The sequence below is a fragment of the Myxococcus sp. AM010 genome (assembly GCF_013372585.1).
Taxonomy (GTDB): domain Bacteria; phylum Myxococcota; class Myxococcia; order Myxococcales; family Myxococcaceae; genus Myxococcus; species Myxococcus vastator.
The window spans coordinates 112,629-132,531 of record NZ_JABXEO010000006.1 but is presented as its reverse complement, the minus strand read 5'-3'; the positions used below and the strand labels follow the sequence as shown (position 1 = coordinate 132,531).

17 protein-coding genes are annotated in these 19,903 nt (G+C 70.3%); 8 read left to right on the top strand and 9 right to left on the bottom strand.

The window, feature by feature from the left end; all coding sequences use genetic code 11:
* Positions 1-20: 20 nt before the first annotated feature.
* A complete protein-coding gene (cysI, locus tag HV826_RS05855; RefSeq protein ID WP_176416012.1) occupies positions 21-1,709 on the top strand; it encodes an assimilatory sulfite reductase (NADPH) hemoprotein subunit in 1,689 nt (562 codons plus the stop codon).
* A 24-nt stretch (positions 1,710-1,733) separates the two neighbouring features.
* Here cysI and HV826_RS05850 read toward each other — a convergent pair whose 3' ends face one another.
* Positions 1,734-2,696: a trans-aconitate 2-methyltransferase gene (locus HV826_RS05850; protein ID WP_176416011.1), complete on the bottom strand. Its 963-nt coding sequence runs from the start codon at positions 2,694-2,696 to the stop codon at positions 1,734-1,736.
* A gap of 98 nt (positions 2,697-2,794) precedes the next feature.
* Here HV826_RS05850 and HV826_RS05845 point away from each other — a divergent pair, with 98 nt between their 5' ends.
* Complete coding sequence (locus HV826_RS05845; RefSeq protein WP_176416010.1) at positions 2,795-3,898, top strand: hypothetical protein; 1,104 nt, start codon at positions 2,795-2,797, stop codon at positions 3,896-3,898.
* 72 nt (positions 3,899-3,970) lie between these two features.
* Here the strand turns inward: HV826_RS05845 and HV826_RS05840 are convergent, their stop codons facing one another.
* Positions 3,971-5,605: a transglycosylase SLT domain-containing protein gene (locus tag HV826_RS05840; protein ID WP_255217056.1), complete on the bottom strand. Its 1,635-nt coding sequence runs from the start codon at positions 5,603-5,605 to the stop codon at positions 3,971-3,973.
* Between the two features lie 376 nt (positions 5,606-5,981).
* Here HV826_RS05840 and gspC point away from each other — a divergent pair, with 376 nt between their 5' ends.
* A complete protein-coding gene (gene gspC, locus HV826_RS05835) occupies positions 5,982-6,851 on the top strand; it encodes a type II secretion system protein GspC (RefSeq protein ID WP_176416008.1) in 870 nt (289 codons plus the stop codon).
* Between the two features lie 15 nt (positions 6,852-6,866).
* On the opposite strand, the gene HV826_RS05830 is transcribed toward gspC, so the two are convergent.
* Together HV826_RS05830 and HV826_RS05825 are read right to left on the bottom strand one after the other, a co-directional pair.
* Positions 6,867-7,730 carry an NAD-dependent protein deacetylase gene (locus tag HV826_RS05830; protein WP_176416007.1) on the bottom strand — a complete coding sequence of 288 codons (864 nt, stop codon included), beginning with the start codon at positions 7,728-7,730 and terminating at the stop codon, positions 6,867-6,869.
* Positions 7,731-7,847: 117 nt separating this feature from the next.
* Complete coding sequence (locus tag HV826_RS05825) at positions 7,848-8,921, bottom strand: AbrB family transcriptional regulator (protein WP_176416006.1); 1,074 nt, start codon at positions 8,919-8,921, stop codon at positions 7,848-7,850.
* 90 nt (positions 8,922-9,011) lie between these two features.
* Between HV826_RS05825 and HV826_RS05820 the strand changes: the two genes are divergently transcribed.
* The 3 genes from HV826_RS05820 (at position 9,012) to HV826_RS05810 (ending at position 12,686) form a co-directional block, all read left to right on the top strand.
* A complete protein-coding gene (locus HV826_RS05820; RefSeq protein ID WP_176416005.1) occupies positions 9,012-9,485 on the top strand; it encodes a GNAT family N-acetyltransferase in 474 nt (157 codons plus the stop codon).
* Positions 9,486-9,585: 100 nt separating this feature from the next.
* A complete protein-coding gene (locus HV826_RS05815) occupies positions 9,586-11,160 on the top strand; it encodes a DUF1570 domain-containing protein (RefSeq protein WP_176416004.1) in 1,575 nt (524 codons plus the stop codon).
* A 134-nt stretch (positions 11,161-11,294) separates the two neighbouring features.
* Positions 11,295-12,686: an aldehyde dehydrogenase family protein gene (locus HV826_RS05810; protein ID WP_176416003.1), complete on the top strand. Its 1,392-nt coding sequence runs from the start codon at positions 11,295-11,297 to the stop codon at positions 12,684-12,686.
* Positions 12,687-12,693: 7 nt separating this feature from the next.
* On the opposite strand, the gene coaA is transcribed toward HV826_RS05810, so the two are convergent.
* Together coaA and HV826_RS05800 are read right to left on the bottom strand one after the other, a co-directional pair.
* A complete protein-coding gene (gene coaA / locus HV826_RS05805; RefSeq protein ID WP_176416002.1) occupies positions 12,694-13,647 on the bottom strand; it encodes a type I pantothenate kinase in 954 nt (317 codons plus the stop codon).
* 69 nt (positions 13,648-13,716) lie between these two features.
* Positions 13,717-14,448 (bottom strand): M90 family metallopeptidase, encoded by a 732-nt coding sequence (locus HV826_RS05800; protein ID WP_176416001.1) that lies wholly within the window; start codon positions 14,446-14,448, stop codon positions 13,717-13,719.
* Positions 14,449-14,565: 117 nt separating this feature from the next.
* On the opposite strand from HV826_RS05800, the gene HV826_RS05795 reads away from it, so the two are divergent.
* Both HV826_RS05795 and HV826_RS05790 read left to right on the top strand, forming a co-directional pair.
* Entirely contained in the window at positions 14,566-15,936 is a 1,371-nt protein-coding gene (locus HV826_RS05795) for a BamA/TamA family outer membrane protein (RefSeq protein WP_176416000.1), read from the top strand.
* A 107-nt stretch (positions 15,937-16,043) separates the two neighbouring features.
* The gene (locus HV826_RS05790; protein WP_176415999.1) at positions 16,044-16,277 is read left to right on the top strand and encodes a DUF504 domain-containing protein; all 234 of its coding nucleotides are present in this window, start codon (positions 16,044-16,046) and stop codon (positions 16,275-16,277) included.
* Here the strand turns inward: HV826_RS05790 and HV826_RS05785 are convergent.
* The 3 genes from HV826_RS05785 to gor form a co-directional block, all read right to left on the bottom strand.
* Positions 16,272-17,069 (bottom strand): DNA polymerase beta superfamily protein, encoded by a 798-nt coding sequence (locus HV826_RS05785; protein ID WP_176415998.1) that lies wholly within the window; start codon positions 17,067-17,069, stop codon positions 16,272-16,274. The genes HV826_RS05790 and HV826_RS05785 overlap by 6 nt on opposite strands.
* Positions 17,066-18,361 (bottom strand): DNA polymerase beta superfamily protein, encoded by a 1,296-nt coding sequence (locus tag HV826_RS05780; RefSeq protein ID WP_176415997.1) that lies wholly within the window; start codon positions 18,359-18,361, stop codon positions 17,066-17,068. The genes HV826_RS05785 and HV826_RS05780 overlap by 4 nt, the downstream gene beginning before the upstream one ends.
* Before the next feature lie 83 nt (positions 18,362-18,444).
* Positions 18,445-19,863, bottom strand: coding sequence for a glutathione-disulfide reductase (gene gor / locus HV826_RS05775; protein ID WP_176415996.1), 1,419 nt, complete (start codon positions 19,861-19,863; stop codon positions 18,445-18,447).
* Positions 19,864-19,903 lie beyond the last annotated feature (40 nt).

Genomic DNA, 19,903 nt, shown 5'->3' with positions numbered 1-19,903 from the left:
TTGCGATTGCGAGCAACGACATGAGCCCTCAGCCCAAGCCGCTCTCCGAAGTGGAGCACATCAAGACCCAGAGCCGACTGCTCCGGGGAAGTCTGGCGGAGAGCCTGGAGGACCCGGTGACGGGCGGCCTCGCCACGCCGGACACCAGCCTCATCAAGTTCCACGGCAGCTATCAGCAGGACGACCGCGACCTGCGCGAGGAGCGGCGTCAGCAGAAGCTGGAGCCCGACTACAGCTTCATGCTCCGCACCCGCCTGCCTGGGGGCGTGTGCACGCCGGCCCAGTGGCTGGCGATGGACGCCCTGGCGCGCGAGCACGCCAACCACACGCTGCGCATCACCACGCGGCAGGCCTTCCAACTGCACGGCATCATCAAGGACGACCTCCGGCCCACCATCGCCCGCATCAACGACGCGATGATGGACACGCTGGCCGCCTGCGGCGATGTGAACCGCAACGTGCTGTGCAACCCCAACCCGGTGGACTCGCGCGTCCACGAGACGGTGTACCAGTGGGCGGTGCGCCTCTCCGAGCACCTGCTGCCGAAGACGCGCGCCTACTACGAAATCTGGCTGGGGAAGGAGAAGGTGGCCGGCGGTGAGGAGGAGCCCATCTACGGCCCCACCTACCTGCCCCGGAAGTTCAAGGCCGCCGTGGCCGTTCCGCCCCTCAACGACGTGGATGTCTTCGCGCAGGACCTGGGCTTCATCGCCATCATCGAGGGCGACGCGCTCGTGGGCTTCAACGTCTCCGTGGGCGGCGGCATGGGCGCCACGCATGGTGACGCGGCCACCTATCCCCGGCTGGCGGACGTCGTCGGCTTCATCCCGCCGGAGCAGACGCTCGCCGTCGCCGAGGAGGTGGTGAAGATTCATCGCGACTTCGGGGACCGCGCCAACCGCAAGCACGCGCGCCTGAAGTACGTCCTGGAGGAGCGAGGTGTGCCCTGGTTCACGGCGGAGTTGGAGAAGCGGCTCGGCTTCGTGCTCCAGCCAGCGCGCCCGTTCGCCTTCGAGCACAACGGAGACCGCTTCGGTTGGACGGAAGGCCATGACGGCCAGTGGCACCTGACGCTGCACCTGGACAGCGGCCGCGTGGCGGATCGGCCCGGCGCCACGCACCTGACGGGCCTGCGGGAGATCGCGCGCATCCACACCGGGGACTTCCGCCTCACGGCGAATCAGAACCTCGTCATCGCCGGTGTGACGCCCGAGGCCCGCGCGGCCATCGACGCGCTGGTGACGACGCACGCGCTGGACAGCTTCCGCAGCGCCAGCCCCGTGCGGCGCAACGCGCTGGCCTGCGTGGCACTGCCGACGTGCGGGCTCGCCATGGCGGAGGCGGAGCGCTACCTGCCCGCCTTCGTGGGACGGCTGGAGGACCGGCTGCGGGCGCACGGGCTGCAGGACGCCAACCTGCTGCTCCGCATCACCGGGTGCCCCAATGGGTGCGCGAGGCCGTACCTGGCGGAGGTGGGGCTCGTGGGCAAGGCGCCCGGTCGCTACAACCTGCACCTGGGCGGCGACGCGCGAGGCCAGCGCCTCAACCGCCTCTACCGGGAGAACATCGACGAGGACGCCATCCTCGCCGCGCTGGAGCCACTGTTCGAAGGCTACGCGCGCGAGCGACAGCCCGGTGAAGGCTTCGGTGACTTCGTGGTGCGCGCGGGCCACATCCCCAGCCCGTCCGCCCAGGCTCGGCCGTCCTGAGCCAGCGCGGGCGGCGAGCCGTGCTCAGCCGCCCGCGTCCCGCACCGCCGTGAGGAGCAGGTCGTACTTGCCACCCAGGAAGGTGCGGAAGCCGTGCTGGTGCAGGTAGCGGCGGTAGAAGGACAGGTCCTTCACCAGCAGCGACAGGTCGGGCTCGCGCAGGTTCCGCACCCGCGCGCCATAGACGACCTCGCCATCCCTGAAGCGGGAGTTGGGAAAACCCAGCAGCAGCGCCGAGCGCGGCTCCAGGTGCTCCTGCACGAGCTTGCGCAGCAGCGCATGGTCATCCACGCCGGGGCTCTGCAACGTGCCCACGGACACCACCAGGTGGAAGCGCCCCAGGTCCTCCGGCAGCGCGTTGAGGTCGGCGACGACGAAGCGGTGCCGCGCATCGGGGAAGCGAGCGCGCGCCTCTTCAAGGGCGCTGGCGCTGTGGTCCACCCCCACGAAGCGCACGTCCGGGCGCTCTTCGAGCCACGCGAACGCCGCCAGCTCATCCCCGCGATTGACGCCCAGGTCGAGCACGCGAGCGGACGCCGGCAACCGGATGCGCCCGAGCGCTTCGAGCCACGGCAACAAGAAGCCCGCATCCTCCAGCTTGCGCAGGCGAGCGAATGCGGAGGCCGCGCCGTAGCGCTCTTGCGGTGACACCGCCTCCTCCGCCATGCCTCCCGCGTGCCACGGCGCCTCGGCCCCCAGCCGCTCGAAGGTCAGCGCGATGTGCGTCGCGTCCACCGCGCGAGGCGTGAGCAGCCGGCACGCGAGCCCCTCCGCCAGGTCGCACCAGCTGCGCAGGGGCCGATGGAGCAGCACGCCAGACGGCCCCACGCGCTCGCCGGGGTAGCAGCCCCTGCCCAAGTCCGGGTCTGGCACCTCGATGGTGACGGGCCCGGCACCGAGCGACGCCAGCAAATGCCGATGGATGTAGATCAGGGACTCGGCATGGAAGCGGCGAGCGTGCGCGGCGGACTCGGTGGGGCTCGACATGATGGCGCGGAGCCTATCGCGGCATCTGTCCTGTTCCGTGGCTTCCGAGCCGTGCACAATCTCCCCCCAATCGAAGGCCCGCTCCGCCGAGGTATTCCATGCATCGGTTCCGCCCCCCTTCCGCCCTGCTCGCCGCCGTCGCCCTCCTGGGCTGTCAGTCCAACAAAGAGGACACGCCGGCCGCGCCCCCGGCTCCCGCGGCAGCGCCCCGCGCGGAGGCCGCGCCCGCACCTCCGCCCAAGCCCGCTCCGCCCCCCGCCGAGGCACAGCCGGAGCTCGGCTACCTCAAACCCACCGAAGACGCCGAACACTGCGAATGGATGCGCCAGCCCGTGAAGGGCGCGGCCACCCGCGTCTTCCGCTTCGACGCCTATTGCGACAGGTCCTCGGTGTCCTGGAGTCCGGATGGCAAGCAGGGACTCCTCTTCACGTGGCCCTCGGGCGAAGGGGAGGTGCCTCGCGCCTGGCGCGTGGACGTCGCCGCGAAGTCCGGGCAGCCGCTGGACCTGAAGTCCCTGCCCGGAGGAAACAGCGCCGGAAACCCCAACGAGCCTTACGTGTCGCGCGTCGGCTTCGACGCGCGGGGCCGGCCGGTGGCGCTCGTCGTCCTGGCCTCCGAATCGAAGGGCCCCCTCACCTTCGAGGGCGAGAGCTTCCCCGTTCCGAAGGGCAAGGGCGTGCCGGGGCTGGCCATGGCCTATCGCCGGGAGGACGGCGGCTGGCAGCGCATCGAAATCAAGGCGGCACGCTTCCAGGAGGACACGCCTTCCGAGCACGGCCTGCTTGAAGCGGCGGCGACCCTCACGCCGACGTGGACGGCCGCACTGCCCACCCGGCTTCCTGGCAGCAAGACCGCGCCGGCCCTGGCGAAGGAGTTGGATGCCCAGACGCCGGTGAGCGAGGGAGCGGGCTGGTGGATGGAGCTGCCCGGCCCGGGCGGCACACTCTACTACCGGGCACGCCAGGAGGGCCCCATGCGCGTGCTCGGCCAGCCCCTGCTCTGGGCCCGTGGAGACCAGCGCCTGTCCTTGAAGGACCTCACGGAGCCGGACGCATACCTGGGCTTCCAGTTCGACCGGGGGCTCCTGCTCATCACGTCCTACGGCGGCTATGCGGCGGCCACCGTCTGGGACCCGAAGACGCAGCAGCGCGTGGTGTCCGTGCCGGACGTCTACGCGCCCGCCTTCTGGCCCACGCCCTGATGAGCGCCGGAAAGACGACGGCCCGGCGCCCACGAAGGGAACCGGGCCGAAGTCGCGGCGCGTCGCGGTGCGCTACGCGGGGCCGGCGCCGTTGTACCAGCCGGTGATCTTCCGCACGTAGTCCTGCGTCTCCTTGAACGGAGGCACGCCGCCGTACTTGTTCACGTTGCCCGCGCCCGCGTTGTAGGCGGCGAGCGCCAGCCGCACGTCACCGTTGAAGCGCTTGAGCTGCTGAGAGAGGTACTTGGTGCCGCCCTCGATGCTCTGGCGCGGGTCCGTGCGGTTGGTGACGCCCAGCTCGCGCGCGGTGGCCGGCATGAGCTGCATCAGGCCCACCGCGCCCGCGCCCGACTTCGCGTTCGGGTTGAAGGTGGACTCCTGCTGGATGACCGCCTTGATGAGGCGCGCGGGCACGTTGTACTTCTGCGACATCTCGTTGATGAGGTTGTCGTACTTGTTCGACGAGAAGCCGCTCAGGTCGTTGTTGCCCTTCGCGGGGCTCGCGTTGCCCGTGCCCTGCGTACCGCCCGTGCCGGTGGTGGCGCCGGCGCCGCTGGCCACGGTGGCGCCCAGCTTCGAGAACGCCGCGCGCGTCAGCGGACCGTAGTAGCCCGTGTTCTTCACGTTGTTGGCGGCCTGGAACTCCTTGAGCGCCGACTCCGTGCGCGGACCGAAGACGCCCGGGCCCGTGTTCATCTCGGCCTGGGTCATGTAGCCGCCCTTCACCAACGCCTGCTGGAGCTGCTTCACGGCGGGGCCGCTCGCGCCCTTCTCCAGGTCACCCGCGGGCAGCTTCATGCCCTTCACCGAGCCGCCCGAGGTCGGCGGCGGCTGGGAGCCCACGCCGCCCGTGCCACCACCGCCGTTCGTGTTGCCCGGACGCGGGTTGCCACCCGAGAAGGTCACCAGCTCACCCGTCGTCTTGTAGCCCTGGGGGCCGCCCGACAGACGGCTGCCCTGGACGTTGAGGGTGATCTCCTTCCCCGTGGCCGGATCGTTCGCGTAGTAGACGGGCTTGCCGTTCTGCGTGCCGCGGCCGGTGATGGTGATCCAGTGGTCGGTGCCGTTCGCGCCACCGCCGCTGCCCGCCCTGTAGTCCACACCCACGACCACCGGTCGGCCCGCGTCAATCTGCTTGTTGATGGTGTTCAGGTTCCACGCCTGCTTCGCGGCGCCCAGGCCGCCCATGGCCGCCGCCGAGCCCCACTTGAGCGCGTTGCCCGAGTAGCCGTTGTTGCGGTCCAGGTGCGCGTCCATCTCCCCGGGGTTGATGGTCTTCCCGGTGATCTTGCTCACCGCCATGGCGGTGGCCGTCATGGCGCAGCCCGCCGCGGACAGGCTCGAGCTGGTGCCCAGCCGGCGCGAGCCCCACTGCGCGTCGCCCTGCTTGTAGAGCGGCGTGCCGTCACGGGACGTGGGGAACTGCCGGCCGTCGTCGTCGCGGACCTGACCGTTGGCGGCGCGCGTCGTCGTCGCCGCGGGGGTGAAGTCGTCACCGCTCGCCGGAGTCGCCGTGCCAGAACCCGTGGTGCCACCACCCCGGGTGGGCGCGCTCTCGAACGTGTCCGGAATGGACAGCTTCTGGCCCGCGCGAATCTTGTTCGGGTCAGCGATGTTGTTGGCCTGGGCCAGCGCGGAGACGGACGTGTTGTACTTGCGCGCCAGCGAGCTCAGCGTGTCGCCACTGCGAACGGAATGGGTCTTCAAGGCCAAAACCTTTCGTCACCCGATGCGGCGTCGGGCGGGGGGATATTCACGATTCTCGGCCGTGATGAAGTGAAGTTGCCTCATCCCCAGACAAACACTGGCAACGAAATTGTCAAACCTGACAGGACACCCCATCCGCCATCGCTGTTGATTTACATGAACACCCAACAACATGCGACGCACCGCGCAACGCATGCCCCTTCTGTCAACGGGCGCCGTGACAGCCTGTCACACACACGTCGCGCCTCCGTGACAGCGCTGGCTGGGTGAGTCCCGTGCGGGCAAGGCCCTCAGAGTAAGCGCGGCCTCGCGCAGGCCCTGGCCTCGTGCTTGCTCAAGGGCCGCGCGTCACTCCCGAACGCAAAGGCACTCGGCCATGGCCACCCCACTCCGGAAGTACTTCTGGCTCGTCACCACGACATTCATCGCACTCGCCGTGCTGCTCCTGGCGAGCACATCCAACCTGTTCGTGGAGTTCGCATTCTCTCCACGCATCCCAGGCATGCGGGATGAGCAGGCCTTGTCGGAAGAGGCTGCCTCACGCCCCCGCACGGCACTGGAAGGCAGTCGTCTGGCAAAGCTCACGGGACTGACTTTCGACAAATCACCGGAGGAGGCCGCTCCCTCCGGTGGCAGCGCGGCCATGAACACCTCCCTGCGGCTGAAGCTGCTTGGCACCCTGGTGGCGCATGACTCGAAGTGGTCGCTCGCCTCGCTCGAGGACCTCGACGCGAAGCGCATCCGCAGCGTGATGACCGGTGACGCCCTGCAGGGCGCCCGCGTCGTCTCCATCGAGCGCGAGCGCATCACCTTCCTGGTGGACGGCCGGGAGGAGTTCATCCGCGCCGACCGCCATGGCGGCGCCTCACCCGCGCCTGTCCTGGCGAACGTCGCGCCCGTGCAGACCGGTGTCCGCACGGTGGGTGAGCACACCTATGAGGTGTCCCGCCGCGCTGTCGAAGACGCGCTTGCCAATATGGACGGCCTGCTCACCCAGGCCCGTGTGGTGCCGGCCTTCCGCGACGGCAAGCCTCAGGGCTTCAAGGTCTTCTCCATCAAGAAGGGCTCCCTCTACGAACAGCTCGGCATCCAGTCTGGTGACGTGCTCCGGCGCATCAATGGCGTCTCGCTCGACACGCCCGACAGGGCCCTGGAGGCATTCACGCTGCTGCGGGGCGCGCCGCACCTCGAGCTCGACATCGAGCGAGGAGGGAGTCCGGTCCGCAAGGTCTACGACGTGTGGTGACAGCCGCGCGGCGCGTCAGCTCCGGGCCAGGGCCGCCGCGAGCCGGGGGAGCGCATCCCCCGCCCGGGCCTCCAGGTGCACGTCCGCGAGCTCCACGCCCCGGCACTCCCCCAGGTTGAGGATGGCGATGGGCATGCGGCGCTCGGACGCGCGCACCAGGAAGCGGTAGCCGGAGAAGATGGCCAGCGAAGAGCCCACCACCAGCAGCGCGTCGCCTTCCTCCAACAGACCGAACGCCGACGCCACGGTGGGAACCGGCACGTTGTCGCCGAAGAAGACGACGTCCGGCTTGAGCGTGCCACCGCACACCAGGCACGCCGGGACCTGGAAGGATGACAGCTGCTCGGAGGTCAGGTCCGCGTCACCGTCCGGGCGCAGCTCCAGCACCGCATGAGAGAAGCCAGGGTTGAGCGACAGCAGCCGCGCCTGCAACCCGTCGCGCGCCTCCTGAGCGCCGCACGCCAGGCAGCGGACCTGGGCCAGCGCGCCATGCAGCTCAATCACCCGCGAGCTGCCCGCGGCGTGGTGCAGCCGGTCCACGTTCTGGGTGATGAGGCCTCTGACGTGGCCCGCCTGCTCCAGCTCCGCCAGCGCCGCGTGCGCCGCGTTGGGCCGGGCCGAGGAGAAGCGCGGCCAGCCCATCAGGCTTCGCGCCCAGTAGCGCGCCCGGACCTCGGGACGCGTGAGGAACTCGCGATGCTGGATGGGGTTGCGCGCCCGCGCCCGCGTCCCAGGCCCCCGATAGTCAGGGATGCCTGACTCGGTGCTGCAACCCGCCCCGGTGAGCACCACCGTACTGCGGCGCGTGAGCAATGAGACCAGCGCCTCCATGCTCGGAGCGAGGCTGGGGACAGGCAGGGCATCGTGCGGGGCAGTCATCGCGGCCTGCATATTAACCGCCCGCCCTCGGCAGCGCCGGATGTCCGCCCTCGCCAGACGCACGCCTGCCCCCGCTGGCTCGGGAACGCACGCCTGCCAGCCTGTCCAGCGGGGTGCTCAGGTGTCCCGGGCGGGGGACAGCCTGCGCAGAAATGTCGGCGCGACGAGGAAGATCAAGAGCACCCGTCCCACCTGGACCGCCAGCACCACGGACAACGTGGCACGCGTGCCCAGCGCGATGGCGAGCACGGAGTCGGCGCCGCCTGGAGACGTCGCGAAGTAGGTGGTGATCAGGTCCACGCCCGCAGCGGCGGACCAACTCCACGCGAGCAGCAGACACCCCGCCACCATCGCCACCGAGGCCGCCAGCGCGACGTGGGCAACGCGCTTCAGCTCCTGCACCGCCGAGGCATCGAACTGGCTGCCCACGCGCACGCCCAGCACCCACAAGGCCAATGGCAGGAGGCCCGGGGGCCACGCGCCCACCGGCAGGCCCAACACCGTGAGGGGAATGCCCAGCAACACGGGCCCCAGGAAGGCACCGGCCGGCAGCTTCAAGCGCAGCCCCAGGACACTGCCCACGGCGGACACCGCCGCCGTCGTCAGCCAGGCCCACTGCGGAGGCGGAGAGCCGGAAAGGTCCGCCGCGCGGGCCACGGCCACGTCCGGCGTGTCCCCCGCCCACCGCCCCACCGCCACGGCCACGAGAATCACGACGCACAGGCGCATGTACTGGAAGAGCGTCACCAGCCGCGCGTCCGCGCCCAGCTCGTCACTCAGCGCCACCATCGCGGACGCGCCCCCCGGCATCAGCCCCAAGGTCGCGGTGCGCGGGTCCAGGTGGCCCAGCCTCGCGCACACCCACGCCACGCCCTGCGCCACGGCCACCACGCCCACCACTGCGCCCAGTGACACGGCCCAGTTGGCCGCGAGCGCGCTCCAGGCCTCCGGCGAGAAGGACGAACACAGCGCGCCCCCCAGCACCGACTGCGCCACCAGCAGCCCCCGGCGCGACACCGGGGCGTGCACGGACAGCGTCAGCGACGCGGCAATCGACACCACCATCGCCCCCAGCAGCGCCCCGGCGGGCAGGCGGGCGAGCTCCGCGAGTCCTGCGGCGAGCAGCGTCGCCACGGTGACGGCCACCACGCGGCGTGAGCGGCCTCCAGGCGCGGCGTCCTTCGTCGTCACGACGCCGAACGTAGCAATGAAGGATGAGACGCGCGCCGGGTGTCCGCCGAGGGAGGCCCCACACGCTTACCCGTGCTAGACGCCCTCCTCATGCGGAGCTGGCAATGGAAGTCCTACCAAGCGCTGTCCCTCGACGAGCTGTACGACGTGCTCGCCCTGCGACAGGAGGTCTTCGTGGTGGAGCAGCGCTCCATCTACCAGGACGTGGACGGGTTCGACCGGAGCGCGGAGCACCTGCTGCTCCACACGGAGTCGCAGGGCGCCCGGCTGCTCGCCGCGTACTTGAGGGTGCTGCATCCCGGTGTGAAGTACCCTCAGGAGAGCAGCCTGGGCCGCGTAGTGACGTCGCCCCGCGCACGGGCCCAGGGGCTGGGGCGCGAGCTGGTGGCGCGTGGCATTGCCCGGCTGGACAGCCTGTACCCACAGGCCGCCATCCACATCGGGGCCCAGCACTACCTCCAGCGCTTCTACGAAGGCTTCGGCTTCCAGACGCAGGGGGACGTCTACGACGAGGACGGCATCCCCCACATCGACATGGTGCGCCCCGCTCGCGGGACGCGCTGACGCCGGGCCACGGCCGACGCCCGCCGCTATGTGCCGGGTCGGCAGACGTTACAATGGCCGTGCGCCGGGGACCGCGCCCCGGCCGAGGAGACGACCCGACTTGCGCCACGGCCTCGCGATGGGGGCACTGCTCGCCCTGCTCTCCACCACCCAGCTCGCGTGCGTCGTGGGCCCGCGCTTCACCACGTGTCCGGGCGAAGGCGGCCGGCCCTGGCTGCGCCTGGACAGCGACCACTACACGCTGCACACAGACCTTGCCGCCGAAGAGGCACGCGAGGCCATGCGGACCTTGGAGCGGACCCGGGCCGCCATCCTCACGTCGATGTGGCCGCAGGCCCTGAGCCAGCAGATGACGAAGCTGGACGTCTACGTGCTCCAGGACCCGCGCGAGTTCGAAGGACTCTACCCACGCCGCGTGCGCGCCTTCTTCTTCCGCTCCGACAGCGAGGCGCTCATCGTCCTGTCGGGACGGCCCGACATGTGGGAGCGGACCTTCTCCGGCATGTCCCTGGCGTCCTCATCCCCGCTGAACCACGAACTGGCCCACCACCTGAGTGCCTATCCGCTCTCCCGTCAGCCTCGCTGGTTGTCCGAAGGCCTGGCCGAGTACCTGGAGACGCTGCGCCTTTCCGAGGATGGACAGACGGCGGTCGTCGGCGTTCCGCACTGGACGGCCATCGCGCTAATGACGTCCTGGCTCGACGGCGTCAGGAGGGGATTGGCACGAGGTTGGACAATTCAGCGGGTCCTCCAGTGGGACCGAACCCTGGAGGCGCGCGAGCAGGACAAGGAAGTCGGCGCGAACTACGCGGGGAGCTGGCTGCTGGTGCATTGGCTGCTGAATGAGCGGCCCCAACCCTTCGCCGAATACCTGGCGTTGCTCAACCAGGGAGTCGCCCCCGCGCAGGCACTCGCGCGGGCGCTGCCCGAGCTGACGTCCCCCTCGCTCGACAGCGTGCTCTACGCATACCTGCGCAACCGCCGCTTCGTGCAGCGCACCGTCTCCGTGCCACCCTCAGGGACCGCGTTCATCGAGGAACCCCTCGATGATGCGCAGGTCCATGCCATCCGCTCGAAGCTCGCCGCCCTGGGGGCACACCTGGCCCACCGGGAGCCCTTCATCACCAACCGCCGGAAGGTGGCGAAGGACGAGCTAGACGAGGCGCTCCGGCTGAATCCCACCGGACTCCTGGCGCTGTCGGTGAAGCTGCGCAGCGCGCCCGCGCACGAACACGTGGCCATTGGCCGGAGCGCCGTGGAGGCCCACCCTCACGCGAGCGAGGCCTGGCAACTGCTGGGCGCGGCGCTGCGGAATGAGCCCACCGCGAAGGAGGAGCGCGAGGCCGCCTATCGCGAGGCCTTGCGGCTGGACCCGCGCAACGCCTATGCGGCGCGAGAGCTGGCGTGGATGTTGGTCACCCAGGGCCGCCACACGGAGGCCCTGCCGCTGGCGCGCTGGGCGGTGTCGCTCGCGCCGTGGAGCCCCAACGCCCTGGACACGCTGGCCATGGCCCTGGCCGGCAGCGGCGCGTGCGAAGAGGCGCGGCAGGCGGAACATCGGGCCCTGGAGTTCATCGAGGAAGAGGGCTCGCCGGAGCTGGAGCAGTTGCTCCGCCAGCGCATCGCCGGGCTCGAGGATGGCACCCTCTGCGTGGCGTCCCCACCCGACGCCTGAAGCCGGCGGGCGATGGGCCGACAACACTTCCCGGACGCCATCTGTCACGTACCGCACGCGCCGGGGCGGCCCGGGCGGCCCGCGACTTCGCGGGCCCATGACGCGATGCGCGTCCATGGCTTTCCTGCGAGTCCATGAGCCAGCGCCCCCACCTCGTCGACAATCCCTTCACCGGCGACGTCGCCGCTTCCGTCGAGCCCACGTCACCCGCGGAGCTGGACAGCGTGCTGGAGCGGGCCCGCGCCGCGTCGCGCGCGCTGCGCGCCATGAGTGTGGCGGAGCGCGTGAAGCGGGTGCTGCGCGCGTGCGAGGTGATGGAGAAGAACACCGAAGCCATCGCACGGGACATCACCCGGCAGATGGGCAAGCCGCTGTCCCAGGCGCGGGGCGAGGTGGGCGGCATGGCGGGACGCCTGCGCCACATGGCCGCCATCGCCGAGGACTCCCTCGCGGACCTCGTCCTGCCGCCCAAGGACGGCTTCGAGCGGAGAGTCGCGAAGGAGCCGCTGGGCGTGGTGCTGGACCTGCCCGCGTGGAACTACCCGCTCCTCACCGCGGTGAATGCCATCGCGCCCGCAGTGCTCGCGGGCAACGCGGTCATCGTGAAGCACTCGCCGCGCACGCCCCTGTGCGGTGGCCACTTCGCGCGCGCCTTCGCCGAAGCCGGCGCGCCCGATGGCGCGGTGCAGGCCATCTTCCTGGACTACCCGGGGACGGAGCAGCTCGTCGGTGACGCGCGCGTGGACCACGTGCTGTTCACCGGCTCGGTGCTCGGCGGCCACAAGCTGCAGGCGGCCGCGCGCGAGCGCTTCCTGCACATTGGCCTGGAGCTGGGAGGCAACGACCCGGCCTACGTCGCGCCGGACTGTGACTTCGACAAGGCGGTGGAGAACATCGTCGACGGCGCCATGTACAACGCGGGGCAGAGCTGCTGCGCCGTGGAGCGGGTGTACGTGCACCGCTCGCTGTACGAGCGCTTCGTCGCCGCCGCGGAGCCGCTCGTGCGCGCCTACGTGCTGGGCGACCCGGAGTCCGAGCGGACGACGATGGGCCCCATCGCCCAGCCCTGGCACCCCGCCGAGCTGCAGGCCTTCGTCCAGGACGCAACGAGTTTGGGCGCGCGGCTCGTCACCGGTGGCCGCGCGACACAGGTGGGGGGACGGGGCCGGTTCTTCGAGCCTACCCTGCTCCGCGACGTGAGCCCCCAGGCGCGGCTGATGCGCGAGGAGTCCTTCGGGCCGCTGCTGCCCATCGCGCCGGTGGACTCGGATGAGGAGGCCCTGGCGCTGATGAATGCCTCGCGGCTGGGCCTCACCGCGAGCGTGTGGACGTCCGACCGGGAGCGCGCGGACCGGCTGGCGCGGCAACTGGAAGCGGGCACCGTCTACATGAACCGCTGCGACGCGCTGGACCCCGCGCTGCCCTGGAGCGGCGTGAAGGACTCCGGGCGCGGCGTGACGCTGAGCGCGCTGGGCTTTGACGCCCTGACGCGGCCCAAGGCGCTCCACTACCGCCTGCGCTTCTGAAGCGCGGCTACAGCTTGCGCAGCCTCACCCGCTTCACCTTGTGGTCGGGGCCCTTGAGGAGGATGAGGCGCGCGCGAGAGCGGGTGGGCGCGATGTTCTGGGCCAGGTTGGGCCCGTTGATTTCGCCCCACACCGACTCGGCGAGCTGAAGCGCCTGCTCGTGGTTCAGCTCGGAGAAGCGGCGGAAGTAGCTGCGCTCGTCGCGGAACGCCGTCTGCTGCAGCTTGAGGAATCGGTCCACGTACCAGCGGCGGATGTCGTGCTCGTGCGCGTCCACGTAGATGGAGAAGTCGAAGAAGTCGGAGAGGAACGTCGCCGGCATCTGCTTGCCCTCCTGCGCCCCGGCCTGGAGGACGTTGAGCCCTTCCAGGATGAGGATGTCGGGCTGGCGGACTACCTGCGCCTCACCGGGCACCACGTCGTAGACGAGGTGCGAATACACCGGCGCCGCCACCTCCGCGCGGCCGGCCTTCAGCTCCGCCAGGAAGCGCACCAGACCGCGCCGGTCATAGCTCTCCGGGAAGCCCTTGCGCTTCATCAGGTCGCGCTCGGTGAGGACCCCGTTGGGGAAGAGGAACCCGTCCGTCGTCACCAACTCCACGCGCGGGTGGTCCGGCCACCGCTTCAGCAGCGCCTGGAGGATGCGCGCCGTCGTGCTCTTGCCCACCGCCACGCTCCCGGCGATGGCGATGATGTACGGCACCTTCTGCGCCGAGCCGCCCAGGAAGGCTTGCTGCTCCGCCCACAGCCGCTGCGCCGCGGCCACCTGCAGGTTCAGCAACCGGGACAAGGGCAGGTAGACGTCCACCACCTCATCCAGGTCCAGGTGCTCTCCCAGGCCCCGCAGTCCATCAATCTCCGCGGACTCCAGCGGCAGCGGCGTGGCGGCACGCAGCGCACGCCAGGACTCCCGTTCCAGGTCGATGAACATGGATGCGGACGGACTGGTGGCTGAGGCCATGGATTCCACTCCAGGAGATGAACATCCAGGCCGCCGCGTAGCACAGCCGGGACGTTCGCGCTCGGACGTTCAGGCGCCAGCCGCGGGATCCCACCCGTAGAAGCGCTTCAGCTCCTCATAGAGCTCCGGCGTCTTCTCCCGCATTTGCCGGGGTTTCTCGAAAAACGATTCGGTGGCCACCGCGAAGAACTCGGCCTCGTTGAGCCCACCATAGTCATCCAGGACCTGCCGTTCCCGCCGCTGGCCCTGCTGAAGCTTGTGGAAGTGCTCGCTCATCACCGCGCTCCAGGCCCGGTAATGCGAATACGCGCGCAGGTTGGGCGTGCCATCAAAGGCGCCGTCGGCCCGGTCCAACACGTGGGCGAACTCATGTGTGGCGGTGTCGTGGCCGTCGTCCGGGTTGCGCAGCCCCGCGAGCACCGACTCCCACGAGAGGATGACGGAGCCCCAGTTCTTCGCCTCGCCCAGCACCCCGCCCGTGCGGTCCGGGATGCGGAAGGCGCCGGGATAGACGATGACCTCCCGCAGCCGGTCGTAATACGACAGGCCCAGGTGCACCACGAGCTGCACCGCGGTGGCGGAGATGACCACGCGCATCTCCTCGGTGACCTCCAGTCCGCCGGCGCCGATGAACTCCTTCTCCCACGCGAACACCTTGAGCTTGTCCAGGAAGGGCTGCCGCAGCTCCGGGGAGAGGGTGCGGAAGAAGGGCACGCGCGCGTCAAGGTAGCCCAGCCAGGCCTCCGGAAAGGGGCGGCGAAGCAGGCGCCGACGCCGGAGCTGGCGGATGAAGGAGAGCATGCGCACTGGCATAGCAGACGGGCATGGCGCGAGGAGCACCTCCCGGGACGAAACTGGAGGTAGATTGTGCCTCGCGGGCGCTGGCCGGCAGCCCCTTTCACGGACGTGCAACGAGCAATGAGCAGACGCGTGTGGGTTCGATGCGCGGCGCTGGGGCTGAGCCTCCTGGCGCCCCAGGCACCGGCGCAAATCACGGAGTCAGACCCGGTCGTCGAGGAAGTGGTGGTCCGCGGCCCGAAGAAGACCCAGCCGGACACGGTGCGCGCCTACGCGCGCGTGGGGGAAGGAGACCCGCTCGCGCTCGAGGACCTGGCCACGGTCGAGCGGCGGCTGGTCGCCACGGGCCTCTTCCAGGAGGTGAAGGTCCACTACGAGCCGTCCGGGCCCGGCCGGGTGCGGCTGATTCTGGAGGTGGAGGACAAGGCGTCCTGGGTGGTGGCGCCCACCTTCGTGCTGCAATCCGACAACGTCGGCGGCGGCGTGCTGTACGCGGAGAACAACCTCTGGGGTCGCAGCAAGAAGTTCGCGACAGCGGCCCAGGTGAGCACGGCGGAGAGCGGACTCTTCGCGGGCTTCCTGGACCCGAACCTCTTCGGGCTGCCCCAGCTCCGCTTCAGCCTGGAAGGCCAGCTTCGCAGCGACCGGGTGGACGAGTACCTGCCCGGCTCCGGCCAGCGGCGCCCGGAGGTGGTGCGGCGGACGCGAATGAACTCCGCGTCCATCGCCGGAGAGCTGGGCTTCCTGCTGTTCGAGCGCGTGCGCGCGGCGGCCAAGTACCGGCTGATGTCCATCGACGCGAAGTCCCCCGACTCCACCGAGGAGGTGACGACGCCCGCCTTCTCCCTGGGCCCGTCGCAGCAGGACGCGTCCCTGCGGCTGATGGTGGGCATCGACACGCGGCAGAACCTGCACGCGGTGATGGAGGGCCTCAACCTGGAAGCCTCCTATGAGCGCTCCACTCCCGGCGTCGGCAGCGACTTCCGCTACGAGCGCTTCGGCCTGCTGTACCGCCATGGCTTGCGACTGGTGGGTGAACACAACCTGGTGCTGCGCGGCGAGGCCGTGGCCGGCGTGGACCTGCCGTTCCATCAAGAGCTCGTCATGGGCGGCAACTCCCTGCGCGGCTTCGTCTACCGGCAGTTCCGGGGTGACACGCGCCTGTCCTTCACCGCCGAGTACCACTTCCCCCTCTTCACGGTGAACCCGCTGTCCTTCCGCGGCGTCGCCTTCTCCGACACGGGGATGATGATGTGGCGCAAGCTGCCCGGGGACCGGGAGCTGCGGGACGTCCACGGGCGCGTGGTGCGCAGCTACCTGCCGGACGCGGCAGGCGGGCTGGGGAACGCCACGGTGGCCCAGGGCGTGGGCGCCGGCCTGCGGCTGTACCTGCGCAACATCGTGCTGCCCCTGGTGGGCGTAGACGCGGCCTACAGCGTCAACTCGGGCGAGTTCCGCTTCTATCTGGTGGCGGGCGTGAGTCCGTCCTAGGGACGACACGTCAGGCGGCCCCTCGGTGGGGCGTCGGGTGCAGCGCGCCATGCCATCATGTCATGAGGGCAGGCGCGTCTCCCCTCCCCGCTTCACGCGAGCCCGTCATGTCCGATGAACGCTTCACGACCAGCCGCGAGGTCTACCACCGCATCCAGTGGGACCCGCGGTTCGACCCCCGCGAGTTCACCATCGGCTACGACGCCCATGGTGAGACGCGCGAGGAGATGCCGTTCGCGGCCTTCGTCCCGGACGGCGAGATTCCCTGGCACCGCGTCTGGTATTTCAAGCGCGGCCACCAGGTGGTCTGGGACCGCGAGCAGCGCTTGGACTTGCTATAGCGGGTGTCCCCCGAAGTTCCTCCGCCGCAGGTCCAGCATCCACGCCTCCAACGCGGCCACGGCCTCGGCGGGCGGTGACTCGGGCAGCACCGAGTCCGCCCGCGCGACTTCGAGCACCTCGAACGCGCGCGACACCTCGCCGCGCCACCGCTCGCTCAGGGCCTCTGGAAGCTCGCTCTTCTCCCCGCGCAGCTTCTGCTCCACCAGGGCATGGGCCTCCGCGAAGCCGTACCGCGACAGCAGCTCCGTGACGTCCGTCTCCACCTCGCCGGTCCGCAGCGCATGGGTCCCCGTCAGCGTGGTGCGCAGCACGTAGAGCAATCGCTTCGCCGAACGGAAGCCGCTCTTCTCCCACTCGCGCAGCTGGCCCTGCGCAAAGCCGTTGTAGTGGCGGTGCAGCTTGCGAGACAGCACCGCGCGCACCAGCGGACGCAGCGACTCCAGCTCTGGAGACACGCGCAGGGGGATGGCCCCCAGCACCCGCTCCAGGTAGTTCCCATTGCCTTGCAGGATGCCCTGGAGCACCGGCAGCAGCTCGTTGGACGAGTAGTCCACCTCCACGCCCTCCAGCACCTCCAGCCGCTCCGTGGGGACGTGTACGGGCTGCAGCGTCAGCAGCGCCGCGGTCCGCGCGACGTGGATGGACTTCAGGTCCAGGTCGCTGTCCGGCGAGGGGAAGCCATAGGCGTGCGCTCCGGACAGGGAGACGACCAGATGCGCGCGGTGCCGGGACTCCTCGTCCAGCACGCGGTCCGCCATGGCCCGTTGATGTTCCGTCAAGGTGCCCTTCATTCCGAATCCCTCCACGCCATGGCCGGGGCCTCCGGCGCGTCACGTCCTAGCGGCCCGGGCTCCTTCAGCACCCAGCGCCGCGCCAACTCCTCGCCCACGCGCCGCAGCAACCGGTCCGCGCGTTCGTAGTCCGGATGCTCCGGCAGACGGCTCTCCCGGTGTGCTGCCTCCAGGTCCGGCGCCAGCGCCTCCGCGTCCCGCAGCACGTCCTCCAGCGGCACGCGGCCCGCCTTGATGTCGAGCAGCCGCGCCTTCAGTGGGCCGGAGGCCTCGAAGACGGGCGCCCCCTCGCGCAGCCACCCTGTCGCCGTGGCCACCAGTCGCAGCAGGTTGTAGGCGTTCTTCGGGCGCAGCTCGCGCGCGGAGGGAGGCCGCTGGCCGCCACTTCGCGCATAGGCGGTGAGCGCCTTGAAGTCGTTGGCCGCCAGCAGCCCCTGGTCCCAGAGCGAGCGGTAGAGCTGCTTCACGTACGTCTTCGCCGCCAGCAGCGCATCGTGCGCCGACGGCGCCTCGCGAGGCGACACGGCCGACAGCCGGCGCGCCACCTCGTCCAGGTCCGGCGCGGGCTCCTCGCACAGCCATTCGAGCAGCAGGTCCCGATGCTCCGCCAGCCGCTGGCTGCGCGTGAGCTTGTCGAGCTGGCTCATGGCGTAGCGCCCGAAGCTGCCGAACAGGGCCTTCGACACGAAGGCGTCGCGCTCCTCCAGGAGCCACGCGCCCACCGGGTCCAACGCCTTCGCGCCCGGCACGAAGAGCGTCTCCAGCGTGTTCGGGTCCGCGCGGAGCGCCTGCTCCACCGCCTTGTGGACCTCCCAGTACGTGGTGCTGCCGTCCGCGCTCACCAAGTCCCTGGGCGCTTCGACCAGTCCAAATCGCCAAGGGAGAGGCAGCGCGAACACGCCGCGCACATCCACGTCCGAGCGCTCGTCGGCCAGCCCCCAGGCATGGCTGCCCACGCGCGTCTCCAGCACCACACACGGCGTCAGCGCGCTCCACGCCGCCTCGCGGCGCTGGGCGAACTGCACCTGCCCCGGGCGCCGGGGCACCAGCTCATCCCGCGCGAACCACACCTCCCCCACGCCGACAATCTGCACGTCGAAGCCGCCGTCATGCGCGCGGACCACGCGGCCCACCACGCCCTGCGGGATGCGGCGGCCTCCGGAGGCCAGGCGCTCCACGCGCGTCGTCACCTCGGTGCCGTGGGGCAGCGGCACCGACAGCCGGTCCACCTGTTCCAGGCCCCGGATGCGCGCGCCGCCTGGGGAGGAGGGCTCCGTCGATGAATCACTCATGGGGTCGTCACCTCTCGAATCGGTGCGAAAGCCGCCCTGGGACGGCGGGACGAGCGCCGCCCTGACCCGCACCAAGGCGGGCCTCAGCGCCGGGTGGGCGCCCCCGCATCATGCCCCAGCTCCGCCGCCATGCGCTCGTCGGGGTCCGGACGCTTGTCTCGCAGGGTGACGAACTCCTCGGCCGCGGTGGGGTGGATGCCCACGGTGGCGTCGAGCTGCTTCTTGGTGACGCCACACTTCACCGCCACCGCAAGCCCCTGGATGATCTCCGGTGCGTCCGTCCCCACCATGTGACAGCCGAGCACGCGGTTGGACTCGCGCTCCACCACCACCTTCATCATGGTGCGCTCGTTGCGCCCGCTCAGGGTGTGCTTCATGGGGCGGAAGCTGGTGACGTAGACGTCCAGCTTCCCATGGCGCTCCCGCGCCTCCACCTCCGTCAGTCCCACGGAGGCCACGGGCGGCTGGCTGAAGACGGCCGACGGCACGTCGGTGTGGTCCATCTGCGTCGGGTTGTCGTTGAAGAGCGTCTCCGCCAGGGCGCGCCCCTCCGCGATGGCCACCGGCGTGAGGTTGATGCGGTCGGTGATATCGCCCACCGCGTAGAGGCTCTCCACCGAGGTGCGGGACCACTCGTCCACCACCACCGCGCCGCGCGCATCCAGCACCACCCCCACCTCCTCCAGCCCCAGTCCCCCCGAGTTGGGAACGCGCCCGGTGGCGAACAGCACCGCGTCCGCCTCCACCGTCTCCCCCCCGCCCGTCAGCAGGCTCACCCCGCCCTCGGCGCGCTTCTCGATGTCCCGGATGAAGGTGTCCGTCATCAGCTCGATGCCCTTCTTCCGCATCTCCTCCGTGAGGAAGGAGCGCACGTCTTCATCGAACCCGCCCAGCACGCTGGCGCCACGAATCAACATCGTCACCTGGGAGCCCAGCCCGTGGAAGACGCCCGCCAGCTCCACGCCGATGTACCCGGCCCCGATGATGGCCAGCCGCCGTGGCAGCTCCGGGAAGGACAGCGCCTCATCGGAGGTGACCGCATGCTCGATGCCCGTGATGTCGGGCGGGAGATAGGGCCGCGAGCCCGTGGCAATCAGGATTCGCTCGGCCGTGTACAGCTTTCCGGCCACCTCCACCGTGTGCGGGTCCACCACGCGCCCGCGCCCCTCCAGCAGCGTCACCCCCGAGTCGCGCAGCAGCCGCCCATACACGCCACGCAGCCGGTCCAACTCCTTGTCCTTGGCGGCCAGCAGCTTGCTCCAGTTGAACGCCGGCTCCTGGACCGTCCAGCCGTAGCCCTCCGCGTCCTGGAACTCCTCCCGGAAGTGCGCGCCATACACCAGGAGCTTCTTGGGCACGCAGCCGCGGTGGACACACGTGCCGCCCACGTCGCGGTCCTCACACACCGCCACCCGGGCCCCGTGCGCCCCGGCCCTGCGGCTGGCCGCCACACCGCCAGAGCCGCCGCCAATGGTGAACAGGTCGAAGTCGAATCGGGCCATGTGCTTTGCATCTCCTCGGTGACATTCGCGAATGAATCTG